Raw genomic sequence first — 14,951 nt, 5'->3', positions numbered from 1 at the left:
CCCGTTCCCATACCGAACACGGAAGTTAAGCTCTCTAGCGCCGATGGTAGTTGGGACCTTGTCCCTGTGAGAGTAGGACGTCGCCAAGCAAGCTAAAACACGAGTCATTTGACTCGTGTTTTTTTATTTCCCATGAAATAGGCTAGATTCCGTTAATAAAAATGTCGAAATATAGTAAGGGATCTTTTGAGCAGAAATATTGAGAAATTGATAAATGAATGGATAATCTTCGGAGTTGTAGCTTCCAAGTAAGTCATACCACCAATCAGTTTCATACCTAGAAATCATGCTTAAATTATAGAGCAATAAGTAATGAACAAGGAGTTCAGGTAATACTGGCTTAGGATTTCTAGGATCGCTCGTAAGTGGTAAATAATAAGTATCAGTAAGATGCTCGTAGTATAAAGGGGTACTATACATAGGATTCCATGATTGAATGGGCGCTGTAAAAAGCACATTCGACTCATTAGTTTTCCCAGGTACATGTTGTATTGATAAATGCTTGCAAGCTGTTTCAATGTAACGAGAAAACCTCTCCTTGGTCATATGTAGTCGATCTAGTATATTGACTGGAAAGGAGAGTTCATTTTTATTTGGTGAATCGATCTTATATAATGTTGTTCCTTTTTGACTATAGCGAAATAAATTTTGTAACTCAGGGATTTTCCCCATTAGCTCTAACATGTTAAATTTTTCTGCTTCCAAGTGTTTCATGTGAAACACTCGTTCTGCGGTATGAGAAAACAATCCATTTTTCTGTATTTTTACCTCATCTTCTAAAAATTGATACCCTTGTTTTTTTCTTTTACGTGTTGTAACTCCATGCGCTAAAACTGTCGTTGATTCTGGATAGTTTGGATCAATAGTTAACAAACAAGCTTTAAAAAGCTGGCTCATTCCATAAAACAACAACATTGGCTGAATGGAGAAGGGGGCTGTCTTATATAATTCATAATAATTTTTCCCATGTTCTAAGTAATAAATAAAGGGATAACAATTTTCAAAACTTTTTTTTTCAGCATCTTGAATTGAGGATTTTTCATAACAACGGGCAAGATAACGTTGTACATTTTGAGATGAAAAAAAGAAACTTAAGTGCTGCCAAATGCAAGGTGTATGATGCATATATTACGCTCCTTTTATTGTCTAAAAATTCTAACATTTATATACTTTCTTGACAGTATTTTAACCAATTGATAAGCTACTAATAATAATTTCTGGTATCATGGGGGGAACAATTATGTGGGAATCTAAATTTGTTAAAGAAGGTTTGACTTTTGATGATGTATTACTTGTACCAGCAAAGTCAGATATATTACCAAGAGAAGTAAGTGTTAAAACAGTTTTATCTGAAAGCTTACAGCTAAACATCCCGTTAATTAGTGCAGGAATGGATACAGTCACAGAGGCTGACATGGCTATTGCAATGGCTCGCCAAGGCGGTTTAGGAATCATTCATAAGAATATGTCTATCGAGCAACAGGCAGAGCAAGTTGATAAAGTAAAGCGCTCTGAAAGCGGCGTTATTTCAGATCCTTTCTTCTTAACTCCAGAACATCAAGTATTTGATGCAGAACATCTTATGGGAAAATATCGTATCTCAGGTGTGCCAGTTGTAAATAATTTAGATGAGCGAAAATTAGTTGGTATTATTACAAACCGTGATATGCGTTTCATCCAAGACTACTCAATCAAAATTTCTGACGTAATGACAAAAGAAAAGTTAATTACAGCTCCAGTTGGTACTACACTGGAAGAAGCTGAAAAGATCCTACAAAAGTATAAAATTGAAAAGCTCCCTCTTGTTGATAACAACGGTGTATTACAAGGGCTTATTACAATAAAAGATATTGAAAAAGTAATTGAATTCCCAAACTCTGCTAAGGATAAGCAAGGACGCTTATTAGTCGGAGCAGCAGTTGGTGTAACGGCTGATGCAATGCTTCGTATCGACGCATTAGTAAAAGCGAGCGTAGATGCAATTGTACTTGATACAGCTCACGGGCATTCTCAAGGTGTTATTGAAAAAGTAAAAGAAGTTCGTGCGAAATATCCAGCACTAAACATTATCGCTGGAAATGTTGCGACAGCTGAAGCGACGAAAGCATTAATCGAAGCCGGTGCAAATGTAGTGAAAGTTGGTATTGGGCCAGGTTCTATTTGTACAACGCGTGTTGTAGCTGGAGTTGGTGTACCACAATTAACAGCAGTTTATGATTGTGCAACTGAAGCTCGTAAACACGGCATTCCCGTTATTGCTGATGGCGGTGTTAAGTACTCTGGTGATATGGTTAAAGCTTTAGCAGCAGGAGCACACGTTGTTATGCTAGGTAGTATGTTTGCTGGTGTAGCTGAAAGCCCTGGAGAAACTGAAATTTACCAAGGTCGTCAATTTAAAGTATATCGTGGTATGGGTTCTGTTGGAGCAATGGAAAAAGGAAGTAAAGATCGCTACTTCCAAGAAGGAAACAAAAAACTTGTTCCAGAAGGTATTGAAGGACGAGTACCATATAAAGGACCTTTAGCAGATACAGTTCATCAATTAGTTGGTGGATTACGTGCAGGTATGGGATACTGCGGAGCACAGGATTTAGAATTCTTACGTGAGAATGCGCAATTCATTCGTATGTCGGGTGCTGGGTTACGTGAAAGCCATCCTCATCACGTACAGATTACAAAAGAGGCTCCAAACTACTCATTATAATGTCTTATATGTAAATAGACGGAGATTTGATATCTCTGTCTATTTTTTTTTGATTATGTTAGAATAACGGTTATGTGAGTACATAGATATTGGGGGTAGCAAAAGTGAAAGGTATGTTTTGCAAAAGATTCATTGCGTTGGTAACAGTGCTTACACTAGCTTGTAGCATGTTTGTACCATATGGCAATGCATCAGCAGAAACAGGAGCCGCTTTAAACATTGAAGCAGGTGCGGCAATTTTAGTAGAAGCGAATTCTGGGAAGATTTTATATCAAAAAAATGCTGACGAATTACTGGCAATTGCTAGTATGACAAAGATGATGAGTGAATACTTAGTGAATGAGGCGGTAGCAAAAGGGAAACTGAAGTGGGACCAAAAAGTTAAAGTTTCTGAATATGCGCATAAAATTTCACAAGATCGTTCATTATCAAATGTTCCTCTAGAAAACGGTGGTTCCTATACGGTAAAAGAACTGTATGAAGCGATGGCAATTTATTCTGCTAATGGAGCGACAATTGCTTTAGCTGAAGCAGTAGCAGGAAAAGAAGTAGATTTTGTAAAAATGATGAACGATAAGTCAAAAGAGTTTGGATTAAAAAATTATAAATTCGTAAACTCTACGGGCTTAACGAACAAAGATTTAAAAGGACAACATCCTGAAGGGACAACTCCTGACGAAGAAAATAAAATGTCTGCAAGAGATGTTGCGATTTTAGCACAACATCTTATCCAAGATTTTCCGAAAACATTAGATACAGCAAAAATCCCAAAAATGACATTCCAAAAGGGTGGTAAGTATCCAATTGATATGGCTAACTGGAATTGGATGTTAAAAGGATTAATTAAGGAATATGAAGGTGTAGATGGTCTGAAAACAGGATCCACTCCAGAAGCAGGAGATTGTTTTACTGGTACAGCAGAAAGAAATGGCATGCGTTTAATTTCTGTAGTAATTAAAACAAATTCTCATACAGCACGTTTTGATGAAACGAAAAAATTATATGATTACGGATTTACAAACTTTGAAGTGAAGAAGGCTTATGCAAAAGATTCAGCAGTAAAAGGACAAGAAACTGTACGAGTTGAAAATGCAAAAGAAAAAGATGTAGCGGTTCAAACGAAACAAGCTATTTCCCTTCCAATGCCAAAAGGAAGTAAAGACGTTTATAAAACAGAATTTAAAGTAATAAATAAAGAACAAGAAGCACCTATTAAAAAAGGTGTGGCAATTAGTCAAATGATTATATCGCCGAAAGATAGCAATGACCCTGGATTTTTATCAGGTAAATCATTACAAGTAGACCTTGTAACGAAATCTGAAGTAGAAGAAGCGGGCTGGTTCACACGTTCTATGCGCGGAATTGGTTCTTTCTTTAGTGGTATGTGGAATGGTGCTGTTGATACAGTAAAAGGTTGGTTTTAAAAGCTCCTCATTGTAGGAGCTTTTTTTTATTCCTATTTTTCATACCGACTTTATGAAAAAGTAGTAGACAAGCATTAGATAGTTAATGGTAGAATGTAAGAGTATTCTTAATTTTCTCCTTTAACGGGGGAAAGCAATCACCTAGGGGGGTTTTTGTACATGACAAATGTAACAGGGACAGAACGTGTAAAACGTGGAATGGCAGAAATGCAAAAAGGCGGCGTTATTATGGACGTAGTTAACGCTGAACAAGCAAGGATTGCAGAAGAGGCAGGCGCAGTTGCTGTTATGGCATTAGAGCGTGTACCTGCAGATATTCGTGCAGCAGGTGGCGTTGCTCGTATGGCGGACCCAACAATTGTTGAAGAAGTTATGGGTGCTGTGTCAATTCCGGTTATGGCAAAATGTCGTATCGGTCACCTTGTAGAAGCACGTGTATTAGAATCATTAGGGGTAGACTATATCGATGAGAGTGAAGTATTAACTCCTGCTGATGAAGTATACCATTTAAATAAACGTGATTACACAGTTCCATTTGTATGTGGTTGCCGTGATATCGGAGAAGCTGCACGTCGTATTGCAGAAGGTGCATCTATGCTTCGTACAAAAGGTGAACCTGGAACAGGAAACATTGTAGAGGCAGTGCGTCATATGCGCCAAGTCAATGCAGAAATCCGTCAAGTTGCAAGTCTACGTGAAGATGAGTTAATGACATATGCAAAAAATACTGGTGCTCCTTATGAAGTGCTACTTGAAATTAAACGCCTTGGCCGTTTACCAGTTGTAAACTTTGCAGCAGGTGGTGTAGCAACACCAGCGGATGCAGCGTTAATGATGCAACTTGGTGCTGATGGTGTATTTGTTGGATCTGGTATCTTCAAATCAGAGAACCCAGAGAAATTTGCACGTGCAATCGTTGAAGCAACGACTCATTATGAAGATTACGAACTAATTGCAAGCCTTTCTAAAGGATTAGGTACTGCAATGAAAGGTGTCGAAATTTCAACGTTATTACCAGAACAACGCATGCAAGAGCGCGGATGGTAATTAAAGGAGATCTTTAAAATGGTGAAAATCGGTGTACTAGGTCTTCAAGGTGCAGTTCGTGAGCATGTAAAATCAGTTGAAGCAAGTGGTGCAGAAGCTGTTGTTGTAAAGCGTATAGAACAACTTGAAGAGATTGATGGTCTTATTTTACCAGGCGGTGAAAGTACAACAATGCGCCGTCTTATTGATAAGTATGCTTTCATGGAACCTCTTCGTACATTTGCGAAGTCTGGTAAACCAATGTTTGGTACATGTGCAGGTATGATTCTTCTTGCGAAAACACTTATTGGCTATGAAGAAGCGCATATTGGCGCTATGGATATTACAGTTGAGCGCAATGCGTTCGGGCGCCAAAAAGATAGTTTTGAAGCCGCACTTTCAATTACGGGTGTGGGAGAAGACTTCGTTGGTGTATTTATCCGTGCTCCGTATGTTGTAAATGTAGCTGATGATGTTGAAGTACTTTCTACGCATGGCGATCGAATGGTAGCGGTAAGGCAAGGGCCATTTTTAGCTGCTTCTTTCCATCCGGAATTAACGGACGATCATCGTGTAACAGCATACTTTGTAGAAATGGTAAAAGAGGCAAAAATGAAAAAAGTTGTATAAGTAACTTGCAACTTGTATAAGATTATAGTAAATTGATGGTAACAATTTTATAAAATAAGCGTGTTGATAGGAAATAGTAACAAATGACGTTTCTTATAGAGAGTCGATGGTTGGTGGAAATCGATAGAAACAGTTTGTGAATCCATCCTGGAATGGAATGTGGAATATCTTTATGATTAGTAAGCATTCCCGGTGAAGAGCCGTTATTTCTACTTGAGAGGAAAGCGGTAATGCTTTCAACTAGGGTGGCAACGCGGGTTAACTCCCGTCCCTGTTTATAGGGACGGGAGTTTTTTGTGTTTTATAAAATAAAAGGAGGAGTATATAATGCTTGATATTAAATTTTTACGTACGAATTTTGAAGAAGTAAAAGCAAAATTACAGCATAGAGGCGAAGATTTAACGGATTTTGGTCGCTTTGAAGAACTTGATACGAGAAGAAGAGAGTTACTTGTTCAAACAGAAGAACTAAAAAGTAAACGTAACGAAGTATCTCAGCAAATTTCAGTATTAAAACGCGAAAAGAAAGACGCGGAAGCTTTAATTCTAGAAATGCGTGAAGTTGGAGAAAAAGTAAAAGATCTTGATAATGAGCTTCGTACAGTTGAAGAAGATTTAGAAAGATTAATGTTATCCATTCCAAATATCCCTCATGAATCTGCTCCAGTAGGTGAAACAGAGGATGATAACGTAGTAGCACGTACTTGGGGAGATGTGAAAGAATTTACTTTTGAACCAAAACCACATTGGGATCTTGCTACAGATTTAGGGATTTTAGATTTTGAGCGTGCTGGGAAAGTAACAGGAAGCCGATTTGTATTTTACAAAGGTGCTGGTGCAAGATTAGAACGTGCTTTAATTAGTTTCATGCTTGACCTTCACACTGACGAGCATGGATATGAGGAAGTATTACCTCCTTATATGGTAAATCGTGCAAGTATGACGGGAACAGGGCAACTTCCGAAATTTGAAGAAGATGCATTCCGCATTGAAAGCGAAGATTATTTCTTAATCCCTACAGCTGAAGTACCTGTAACGAATATGCATCGTGATGAGATTTTAAGTAAAGAGCAATTACCGATACGATATGCTGCATTTAGCTCATGTTTCCGTTCTGAAGCGGGTTCAGCTGGTCGCGATACACGCGGTTTAATTCGCCAACATCAATTTAATAAAGTTGAACTTGTGAAGTTCGTGAAACCAGAAGATTCTTACGAAGAGTTAGAAAAATTAACAAATGATGCAGAGCGCGTGTTACAATTATTAGAGTTGCCATATCGCGTTATGAGCATGTGCACAGGAGATTTAGGATTTACAGCAGCGAAGAAATACGATATTGAAGTATGGATTCCGAGCTATGGTACATATCGTGAAATTTCTTCTTGTAGTAATTTTGAAGCTTTCCAAGCGAGACGTGCAAATATCCGTTTCCGTCGTGAGCCAAATGGCAAACCAGAACATGTTCATACATTAAATGGATCTGGTCTTGCGATTGGGCGTACGGTGGCAGCTATTTTAGAGAACTACCAACAAGAAGATGGTACAATTATAATTCCAGAAGTTCTTCGCCCTTATATGGGAGGAAAAACAGTTATTAAATAAATTTAAACATTCATCGGTATGAGTGATTGGTAATTATGAGCGTTGTCAGTAGTGTAATGAAGGAGAGGGAAAGTGAAATTTTCCTTTCCTCATAATTTATCATAGCAGGGTTGACTAACTGTTTTTCTTTTGATATTATATTTGATGTCAATATGGAGGTATACCCAAGTCTGGCTGAAGGGATCGGTCTTGAAAACCGACAGGCGGCGAGAGTCGCGCGGGGGTTCGAATCCCTCTACCTCCTCCAGATATAATTGACAACAGCGCATATAAGTGGAGATTGGAGAACTCGTTACCAACACGTAACGAGTTTTTATTTTAAAACCAATCATAAAGTATGATGTAAGGACATAATGTCCTTATTACACACTCATATTCCGATGATTATCTTCATAGATATGAAAGGAGTCAACATGGATCTTATTATACAAACGTTTCCTTTAGATGGAAAAACTTTATATTATGTACAATGTCCTGTCTGTAAGAACAATAGAATTTTAAACAGTGGTGCAAATGTATCGCGCATTATAAGCGATGATACATTCCGTAAACTTTGTGGTTGCATTTGTGATGTAAAGCAAGCTGCGACAAAAGTAGAGGCGCCAAAAAAGGTTGAAAAACCAGCTGTAAAGAAAGAAGCAGCTCCAAAACGTACAGGTAAAGTATTAACAGCAGTGATTAACGGGAAAGAAATGACTGTTAAAGAGATTGCTGAAACATATGACATTAGTACAAGTACTGTTCGTCAGCGTATTAACGCTGGAAAACCTGAGAGTGAAATTATTGCTCCAACAAAGAAGAAGTAATTTAATAGGAAAACCCGTGCATATGCACGGGTTTTTTATTTTACAAGTTTACGTGTTTGTTTTAAAAAATGCCCAATTTTTTTAATGATTGGTTCGATTGAATCCCCATCTTTTAAAATATCGTACTCATTAATATTTAAGCGTAAAACAGGGCATGAATTAAAGTTATTAATCCAGTTCTCATAACGTCCGTGCATCTCTTTCCAATACTCAATTGGTGTTTGTTGTTCCATTGGACGTCCTCGTTCTTGAATACGATCGACAATATCATCGAAAGAACCTTCTAAGTAAATTAATAAGTCTGGATGAGGGAAGTAAGGAGTCATGACCATAGCATCAAATAAACCTTTGTATGTTTCATAATCAGTTTCTGTCATTGTACCCTTTTCGTGATGCATTTTTGCGAAAATGCCAGTGTCCTCATAGATAGAACGGTCTTGAACAAAACCGCCACCATATTCGAAAATTCTTTTTTGTTCTTTAAATCGTTCTGCTAAAAAGTACACCTGTAAGTGAAAGCTCCAGCGTGTGAAATCAGCATAGAACTTGTCCAAATATGGATTGGAATCTACTTTTTCAAAAGATGTACGATAACCTAAAGCGTTAGCTAATGCAGTCGTCATAGTTGATTTACCGACACCTACTGTTCCAGCAATAGTGATAACTGCGTCATTTGGTATATCATATTTTTTCCTAAAATTCATTATTATTTCGACTCCTTCAAGAGAGTATTTTGAAGAGTGGATAAGATGACATTTAAATCATCAGGATTTCTTACAAAATCCATATCGTCTCCGTTAAACTTCAATACTGGAATATCTGGATGATCATTTTTGAAAGCATCCATTGCTGTTTCGTAATCTTTTGTAAGCTGTAGTAAGTAATTTGGATCCATATTTTTTTCGAATTCTCTTCCGCGCATTGCAATTCGTTTTTGTAATGTTTCTAGGCTCGCTGTTAAATAAACTATGACGTTTGGCACAGGCATATCTTGTGTAAGGATACGATAAATTTGCATGTACTTGTCATATTGAGAATCTTTTAATGTACGGGATGCAAAAATTAAATTTTTAAATATGTGATAATCTGCTACTACTGGCTTCCTTTGATTCAAATACTTTATGTTAATATCCTCTAGTTGTTTGTATCTATTGCAAAGAAAGAACATCTCTGTTTGAAAACTCCATTCATCGATGTCTTCATAAAACTTTCCTAAAAAAGGATTTTCATCAACAATCTCTTTTAGTAAGTGGAGTTGCATGTGAGTTGAAATTTCCTTCGCAAGTGAGGTTTTTCCAACACCAATTGGTCCTTCAACCGTGATAAATGGTACTCCGGTCACGCTGTTTCCTCCTTTCAATCAGTGATTTACCGTGACTACTAAAAACACAAAACAGAATTATTGTAGCACAAGAGGGAAGCGAGCGGACTAATTTGATATAAAAAGTTAGAAAATAGATATGTATTAACTAAATTTTAGTTGAGATGATGGTGCAATATTTGCCTTTAATGTGGACTCCATTATTTTTAAAGCATGTACATTATCTTGATCACTGTTAGAGGCAATGCAATCCTGTGGTACATAAAGTGTATAATTTCTCATATGAGCATCATTAGCTGTAAAAAGGATACATATATTCCCAGCGATTCCTGTTAAAATGAGGTTTTCGATTTTTAAATAACCTAATAAAGAATTTAAAGGTGTTTCATAAAAAGCGGAGTAATGTGGTTTAATAAAAATATAATCGTCAGTACTTGGAGCAATGGCCTGAATAATATTTTCACTATACTCATTTGTACAATGAGTAATGAGTTGATCAATATCAGATCTCCAAAGTTGATAATGGTCATTAACATAAATTACGGGGTAGTCTAATGACTTCATCGTTTCTTTTAATTGTAAAATGGGATTCTTTATGGTTTCGCATTTTTGTGCTAGGGTGGGTCCGTGAGAAAATTGAAAATCATTAATCATATCGATGATGAGCAAGGCTGTATTTTTCATATGTAATTCCCTCTCTTTTTTCTTTAGGGTGGATTGAATTTGTAAAAGTTATCCCACCTGTAGGAAATGAAAAGAAGTGTATTTTATTTTGGGTGAAAGGACTATATTATGGAACAAGATATTTATTTTATGCAAATAGCAATAGAAGAAGCTAAGAAGGCAGAGGCAATACAAGAAGTACCGATTGGTGCTGTTATTGTGCTAGACGGTGAAGTGATTAGCGTCGCGCATAACTTAAGAGAAACAGAGCAAAGGTCTATAGCTCACGCCGAACTTTTAGCTATAGATGAAGCTTGCAAAAAATTAGGGACATGGCGTTTAGAAGATGCAACGTTATATGTAACATTAGAGCCTTGTCCAATGTGTGCAGGCGGAATTGTTTTATCTCGCGTAAAACGTGTTGTATATGGTGCAAGCGACCCAAAGGGTGGATGTGCAGGTACATTAATGAATCTTTTAACTGATGAGCGCTTTAATCATCAATGTGAAGTAGTAGCTGGTGTACTAGAAGAAGAATGTGGTACATTGTTAACAACTTTTTTTAGGGAGCTTCGTAAGAAGAGAAAAGAAACGAAAAAACTAGAGAAAAGTAATGAGAACTAACGCATTTGCATTTTGTAAAAAAACAAGTTATACTGAGAATGCCTTATTAAAGGCAACCGAATATTGGTTTTAACTTTGCCGTGCTAAGCGGGGAGGTAGCGGTGCCCTATACTCGCAATCCGCTCTAGCGAGGCCGAATCCCTTCTCGAGGTTATGTTGCTGTAAGGTCTGCCTTAAGTAAGTGGTGTTGACGTTTGGGTCCTGCGCAACGGGACCCCGTGAACCTTGTCAGGTCCGGAAGGAAGCAGCAATAAGCGGGTCTTCTCGTGTGCCGCAGGAGTGCCTGAACCGAGCTAACTGCTTAAGTAACGCTTATGGTACGTAATCGACAGAAGGTGCACGGCAGTTATATATGTATACAAAACTCACCTTTATATTAAGGTGGGTTTTTTGTATGGAAAATAACTTTTGGAATCTATAAACAGAATGGGTTATAATAAATGAGATAATAACCTTTGAGGGAGGCCGTATTTTCGTGTCATACCAAGCGTTATACCGAACATGGAGACCGCAAAAGTTCGAAGATGTAGTCGGTCAAAAGCACGTGACAAAAACGTTGCAAAATGCCCTTCTTCAAGAGAAAGCTTCACATGCTTATTTATTTTCTGGTCCGAGGGGAACAGGGAAAACGACAATTGCAAAAGTATTTGCAAAAGCAATTAACTGTGAACATGCTCCGGTAGCTGAACCTTGTAATGAATGTCCTTCTTGTTTAGGAATCACACAAGGGTCTATTTCAGATGTATTAGAAATTGATGCGGCTTCAAATAACGGTGTAGATGAAATTCGAGATATAAGAGATAAAGTAAAATATGCTCCAAGTGCTGTAGGATATAAAGTATACATTATTGATGAAGTTCATATGCTTTCTATGGGTGCCTTTAATGCGCTTTTGAAAACTTTAGAAGAGCCGCCAGGACATGTTATTTTTATTTTGGCGACAACAGAGCCGCATAAGATTCCAGCTACGATTATTTCACGTTGTCAGCGTTTTGAATTTCGAAAGATATCAGTAAATGATATCGTTGAGAGGTTATCGACGGTCGTGACAAATGAAGGTACGCAAGTAGAAGATGAAGCGCTACAAATCGTCGCACGTGCCGCTGAAGGTGGTATGCGTGATGCACTCAGTCTTATCGATCAAGCAATTTCTTATAGTGATGAGACGGTGACGAGTGAAGACGTTTTAGCTGTAACAGGCTCTGTATCTCAGCGATATTTAGGTAACCTAGTAGAATGTATACGTGAAAATGATGTATCAAGAGCGTTACGTATTATAGATGAGATGATGAGTAAAGGGAAAGATCCAGTTCGCTTTATGGAGGATTTCATTTACTATTATCGTGATATGCTTTTATATCAAACTTCACCACAATTAGAACATATGTTGGAACGGGTAATTGTAGATGATCAATTCCGTACGTTAAGTGAAGAAATGCAGCCGGAAGTAATCTATGAAATTATTCATACACTTAGTAAGGGACAACAGGAGATGAAGTGGACAAACCATCCACGAATTTTCTTAGAAGTGGTTATGGTGCAACTGTGTCAGCAGTTTATGATGCAAGCAAACGGTACAGATCGTTTACAAGCGATTATGAACAGGATGCAGCAACTGGAGAAAGAGTTAGAACAAGTTAAAAAGAATGGTGTGCCCGCTGGTGTGCAGCCGGAAGTAAGAGAGACGCGTGCAACACCAAAACCAGTACGAACAGGAAGTATGAAAATTCCTGTCGGACGTGTGAATGAAGTGTTAAAACAAGCGAAGCGTCAAGATTTAGAACAGTTAAAAGCTGTATGGGGTGAGTTGTTAGGAAGGCTCAAGTCTCATAACAAAGTGGCGTTTGCTGTTTTATTAGAAAATAGTGAACCAGTAGCGGCTTCAGATGATACCTATGTGTTAGCATTTCAATATGAGATTCATTGTAAAATGGCTAGTGAAAATCGAGAAGCGATGGATACATTGGAACAAACTCTTTTTGAATTGCTAAGTAAAAGGTTAAATATGATTGCTATCCCGAAAAGTGAATGGGGTAAAATTCGTGAAGACTTTTTACAACGCGAAGGTGGGAATTCTGAAGAAAGTCCAGAACAAAAAGAAGATCCTCTTATAGAAGAGGCTGTAAAATTAGTAGGGCAAGAACTTATTGAAATAAAAGAGTAATAATAATTAGGAGGAATTAATTATGATGCGTGGCGGAATGGGAAATATGAATAATATGATGAAACAAATGCAAAAGATGCAAAAGGACATGGCAAAAGCACAAGAAGAGCTTGGCGACAAAACAGTTGAAGGTACAGCTGGTGGCGGAATGATTACTGTTATTGCAAATGGTCATAAGCAAGTTCTTGAAGTGAAAATTAAAGAAGAAGTTGTAGATCCAGAAGATATCGAAATGTTACAAGACTTAGTATTGGCTGCAACGAATGATGCACTTAAAAAGGCTGAGGAACTTTCAAATTCTACAATGGGTAAATTTACAAAAGGCTTAAACTTACCAGGTGGAATGTTCTAGGAGGATATTGAAGTATGCATTATCCAGAACCGATATCAAAATTAATCGATAGTTTTATGAAATTGCCAGGAATCGGACCGAAAACAGCGGTTCGACTGGCATTCTTCGTATTAGATATGAAAGAAGATGATGTGTTAGGTTTTGCAAAAGCACTTGTGAATGCGAAGCGAGATTTAGCGTATTGTTCTGTATGCGGGCATATCACTGACCGCGATCCTTGTTATATTTGTGACGATTCGCATAGAGATCAATCGGTTATTTGTGTAGTACAAGAGCCGAAAGATGTAATTGCGATGGAAAAAATGAAAGAATATCAAGGTGTATATCATGTTTTACGTGGTGCGATTTCGCCAATGGAGGGAATTGGACCTGAGGATATTAATATCCCGCAGTTATTGAAGAGACTGCAAGATGAAACAGTACAAGAAGTGATATTAGCAACAAACCCTAATATTGAAGGGGAAGCTACAGCGATGTACATATCCCGCCTCTTAAAGCCAACGGGTATTAAAGTAACTCGTATTGCACATGGTCTGCCAGTTGGTGGAGATTTAGAATATGCAGATGAAGTAACGTTATCGAAAGCTTTAGAAGGCCGTAGAGAGGTATAAGAGGAGAAACAAAAATGTTCTTTCAAAAAAAGGGTAAGCTGCGTAAAGAGTATGATGATAAGTTAATTGTATTATTAGAAAAAGTGAAGAATGAATGGTTACGTCAGAAGAGACTAGTTGAACAAAGTGTTGAACCATCTCAAGATGTACTTTGTTCTTTAAAAATAGCAGAGGCGAAGTATTTTTTCTTGTTAAAAGAAGCGAAGCGTCGTCCTGTGAAGATGGAACAATGGTAAAAGGTCCTGCTTATTAAAGCAGGACCTTTTACTTTTTATCGATCTATTTGGAAACAAAGGTCCTGCTTTACTTTGGAAATATAAAGAGGTGAAAGAGAAGGTGGGAATAGAATCAGTTGTATATAGTTGATGGTCAGTACGGGGAAGAACTATTACTGATTAAAAGTAATAAAGATGAAGTGATAGGAGTTATGTTGTAGATGTTCTTTTTTATTGTCTTGTCCCATACAAATAGATATGTATAGGTCATTCATAAGGAGGAAAAAATGAATTCTACAATTATTATTGTTGGTATTCTTGCTTTGGTTTTTATTTTTCTTGTTTTTGGTGTTTCTGCTAAACCAATACGTTTTATAGGAAAAGCACTCTTTCATGTTACTTTAGGTATAGCGTTATTATTTATTGTGAATGTTGCAGGGGCATATTTTGATTTTCATATTCCAATTAATATAGGCACAGCTACAGTATCAAGTTTATTAGGGATGCCAGGTGTTGCTGCATTAGTGATTATTAAGCTATATATAATGCCAAGATAAAATTATTTTGGCATTTTTTTAAAAAGCGTTGACTTATCGCGTGTTAATATGATAAATTAATAAGCGTCGTCAGCAACGACAGAAAAAAGTTGTTGACAGATTTAACTCGAAATGTTAAATTATAAAAGTCGCCGAAACGCGATGTTGAACTTTGAAAACTAAACGAAACAAACAACGTGAAACGTCAATTTTTATTTTAGATGCTAGACAAACTAACTTTATTGGAGAGTTTGATCCTGGCTCAGGATGAAC

The 14,951-nt window shown here is 37.3% G+C and carries 16 protein-coding genes, 1 tRNA gene, 1 rRNA gene, 1 other RNA gene and 1 other annotated feature; of the genes, 15 read left to right on the top strand and 4 right to left on the bottom strand.

What is annotated here, in order from left to right:
• Nucleotides 1–89, top strand: a 5S ribosomal RNA gene (gene rrf / locus MR109_RS28730); the annotation flags it as partial.
• Between the two features lie 34 nt (nucleotides 90–123).
• Here the strand turns inward: rrf and MR109_RS28725 are convergent.
• Nucleotides 124–1,125 carry a YaaC family protein gene (locus MR109_RS28725; protein WP_025151038.1) on the bottom strand — a complete coding sequence of 334 codons (1,002 nt, stop codon included), beginning with the start codon at nucleotides 1,123–1,125 and terminating at the stop codon, nucleotides 124–126.
• Between the two features lie 115 nt (nucleotides 1,126–1,240).
• Between MR109_RS28725 and guaB the strand changes: the two genes are divergently transcribed.
• The 7 genes from guaB (at nucleotide 1,241) to MR109_RS28690 (ending at nucleotide 8,192) form a co-directional block, all read left to right on the top strand.
• Complete coding sequence (guaB, locus tag MR109_RS28720) at nucleotides 1,241–2,704, top strand: IMP dehydrogenase (protein ID WP_002174524.1); 1,464 nt, start codon at nucleotides 1,241–1,243, stop codon at nucleotides 2,702–2,704.
• A gap of 104 nt (nucleotides 2,705–2,808) precedes the next feature.
• Nucleotides 2,809–4,128, top strand: coding sequence for a serine hydrolase (locus MR109_RS28715; protein ID WP_025151039.1), 1,320 nt, complete (start codon nucleotides 2,809–2,811; stop codon nucleotides 4,126–4,128).
• Nucleotides 4,129–4,287: 159 nt separating this feature from the next.
• Nucleotides 4,288–5,175, top strand: a complete 888-nt coding sequence (gene pdxS, locus MR109_RS28710) for a pyridoxal 5'-phosphate synthase lyase subunit PdxS (RefSeq protein WP_000186167.1) — start codon at nucleotides 4,288–4,290, stop codon at nucleotides 5,173–5,175.
• An 18-nt stretch (nucleotides 5,176–5,193) separates the two neighbouring features.
• Entirely contained in the window at nucleotides 5,194–5,784 is a 591-nt protein-coding gene (pdxT, locus tag MR109_RS28705; protein ID WP_025151040.1) for a pyridoxal 5'-phosphate synthase glutaminase subunit PdxT, read from the top strand.
• A gap of 54 nt (nucleotides 5,785–5,838) precedes the next feature.
• Nucleotides 5,839–6,060: a binding site (T-box leader), on the top strand.
• A gap of 51 nt (nucleotides 6,061–6,111) precedes the next feature.
• Nucleotides 6,112–7,386, top strand: a complete 1,275-nt coding sequence (gene serS, locus MR109_RS28700; RefSeq protein ID WP_002174527.1) for a serine--tRNA ligase — start codon at nucleotides 6,112–6,114, stop codon at nucleotides 7,384–7,386.
• A gap of 154 nt (nucleotides 7,387–7,540) precedes the next feature.
• Nucleotides 7,541–7,633, top strand: a tRNA-Ser gene (locus MR109_RS28695).
• Between the two features lie 166 nt (nucleotides 7,634–7,799).
• Nucleotides 7,800–8,192 carry a sigma factor-like helix-turn-helix DNA-binding protein gene (locus tag MR109_RS28690; protein WP_242274738.1) on the top strand — a complete coding sequence of 131 codons (393 nt, stop codon included), beginning with the start codon at nucleotides 7,800–7,802 and terminating at the stop codon, nucleotides 8,190–8,192.
• Between the two features lie 35 nt (nucleotides 8,193–8,227).
• Here the strand turns inward: MR109_RS28690 and MR109_RS28685 are convergent, their stop codons facing one another.
• The 3 genes from MR109_RS28685 to MR109_RS28675 form a co-directional block, all read right to left on the bottom strand.
• Nucleotides 8,228–8,896: a deoxynucleoside kinase gene (locus tag MR109_RS28685; protein WP_242274737.1), complete on the bottom strand. Its 669-nt coding sequence runs from the start codon at nucleotides 8,894–8,896 to the stop codon at nucleotides 8,228–8,230.
• 2 nt (nucleotides 8,897–8,898) lie between these two features.
• Entirely contained in the window at nucleotides 8,899–9,534 is a 636-nt protein-coding gene (locus MR109_RS28680; protein ID WP_025151042.1) for a deoxynucleoside kinase, read from the bottom strand.
• Nucleotides 9,535–9,657: 123 nt separating this feature from the next.
• Complete coding sequence (locus MR109_RS28675) at nucleotides 9,658–10,197, bottom strand: cysteine hydrolase family protein (RefSeq protein WP_242274736.1); 540 nt, start codon at nucleotides 10,195–10,197, stop codon at nucleotides 9,658–9,660.
• Nucleotides 10,198–10,305: 108 nt separating this feature from the next.
• On the opposite strand from MR109_RS28675, the gene tadA reads away from it, so the two are divergent.
• The 7 genes from tadA (at nucleotide 10,306) to MR109_RS28640 (ending at nucleotide 14,699) form a co-directional block, all read left to right on the top strand.
• The gene (gene tadA, locus MR109_RS28670) at nucleotides 10,306–10,800 is read left to right on the top strand and encodes a tRNA adenosine(34) deaminase TadA (RefSeq protein WP_002174532.1); all 495 of its coding nucleotides are present in this window, start codon (nucleotides 10,306–10,308) and stop codon (nucleotides 10,798–10,800) included.
• Nucleotides 10,801–10,878: 78 nt separating this feature from the next.
• Nucleotides 10,879–11,143, top strand: an RNA gene (ffs, locus tag MR109_RS28665) — signal recognition particle sRNA large type.
• Nucleotides 11,144–11,275: 132 nt separating this feature from the next.
• Nucleotides 11,276–12,964 carry a DNA polymerase III subunit gamma/tau gene (gene dnaX / locus MR109_RS28660; RefSeq protein WP_071720418.1) on the top strand — a complete coding sequence of 563 codons (1,689 nt, stop codon included), beginning with the start codon at nucleotides 11,276–11,278 and terminating at the stop codon, nucleotides 12,962–12,964.
• Between the two features lie 25 nt (nucleotides 12,965–12,989).
• Nucleotides 12,990–13,316, top strand: coding sequence for a YbaB/EbfC family nucleoid-associated protein (locus MR109_RS28655; RefSeq protein WP_176547754.1), 327 nt, complete (start codon nucleotides 12,990–12,992; stop codon nucleotides 13,314–13,316).
• A 14-nt stretch (nucleotides 13,317–13,330) separates the two neighbouring features.
• A complete protein-coding gene (gene recR, locus MR109_RS28650; protein WP_025151045.1) occupies nucleotides 13,331–13,927 on the top strand; it encodes a recombination protein RecR in 597 nt (198 codons plus the stop codon).
• A gap of 14 nt (nucleotides 13,928–13,941) precedes the next feature.
• Nucleotides 13,942–14,163, top strand: coding sequence for a YaaL family protein (locus MR109_RS28645; RefSeq protein ID WP_002009631.1), 222 nt, complete (start codon nucleotides 13,942–13,944; stop codon nucleotides 14,161–14,163).
• A 266-nt stretch (nucleotides 14,164–14,429) separates the two neighbouring features.
• On the top strand, nucleotides 14,430–14,699 hold the full coding sequence (locus MR109_RS28640; protein WP_002174535.1) for a pro-sigmaK processing inhibitor BofA family protein: 270 nt from the start codon (nucleotides 14,430–14,432) through the stop codon (nucleotides 14,697–14,699).
• Nucleotides 14,700–14,951: the final 252 nt, after the last annotated feature.

Source organism: Bacillus cereus group sp. BfR-BA-01310 (assembly GCF_022664325.1).
Classification (GTDB): Bacteria; Bacillota; Bacilli; order Bacillales; family Bacillaceae_G; genus Bacillus_A; species Bacillus_A paramycoides.
This window is presented reverse-complemented; position numbering and strand designations above follow the sequence as displayed.

Excerpts from the sequence above, each read along its gene's own strand:
- MR109_RS28640 (WP_002174535.1), top strand. The coding sequence starts at position 14,430 with ATGAATTCTACAATTATTATTGTTGGTATTCTTGCTTTGGTTTTTATT.
- pdxT (WP_025151040.1), top strand. The coding sequence starts at position 5,194 with ATGGTGAAAATCGGTGTACTAGGTCTTCAAGGTGCAGTTCGTGAGCAT.
- guaB (WP_002174524.1), top strand. The coding sequence starts at position 1,241 with ATGTGGGAATCTAAATTTGTTAAAGAAGGTTTGACTTTTGATGATGTA.
- MR109_RS28675 (WP_242274736.1), bottom strand. The coding sequence starts at position 10,197 with ATGAAAAATACAGCCTTGCTCATCATCGATATGATTAATGATTTTCAA.
- MR109_RS28655 (WP_176547754.1), top strand. The coding sequence starts at position 12,990 with ATGCGTGGCGGAATGGGAAATATGAATAATATGATGAAACAAATGCAA.
- tadA (WP_002174532.1), top strand. The coding sequence starts at position 10,306 with ATGGAACAAGATATTTATTTTATGCAAATAGCAATAGAAGAAGCTAAG.
- serS (WP_002174527.1), top strand. The coding sequence starts at position 6,112 with ATGCTTGATATTAAATTTTTACGTACGAATTTTGAAGAAGTAAAAGCA.
- MR109_RS28645 (WP_002009631.1), top strand. The coding sequence starts at position 13,942 with ATGTTCTTTCAAAAAAAGGGTAAGCTGCGTAAAGAGTATGATGATAAG.
- pdxS (WP_000186167.1), top strand. The coding sequence starts at position 4,288 with ATGACAAATGTAACAGGGACAGAACGTGTAAAACGTGGAATGGCAGAA.
- MR109_RS28725 (WP_025151038.1), bottom strand. The coding sequence starts at position 1,125 with ATGCATCATACACCTTGCATTTGGCAGCACTTAAGTTTCTTTTTTTCA.
- MR109_RS28685 (WP_242274737.1), bottom strand. The coding sequence starts at position 8,896 with ATGAATTTTAGGAAAAAATATGATATACCAAATGACGCAGTTATCACT.
- recR (WP_025151045.1), top strand. The coding sequence starts at position 13,331 with ATGCATTATCCAGAACCGATATCAAAATTAATCGATAGTTTTATGAAA.
- MR109_RS28690 (WP_242274738.1), top strand. The coding sequence starts at position 7,800 with ATGGATCTTATTATACAAACGTTTCCTTTAGATGGAAAAACTTTATAT.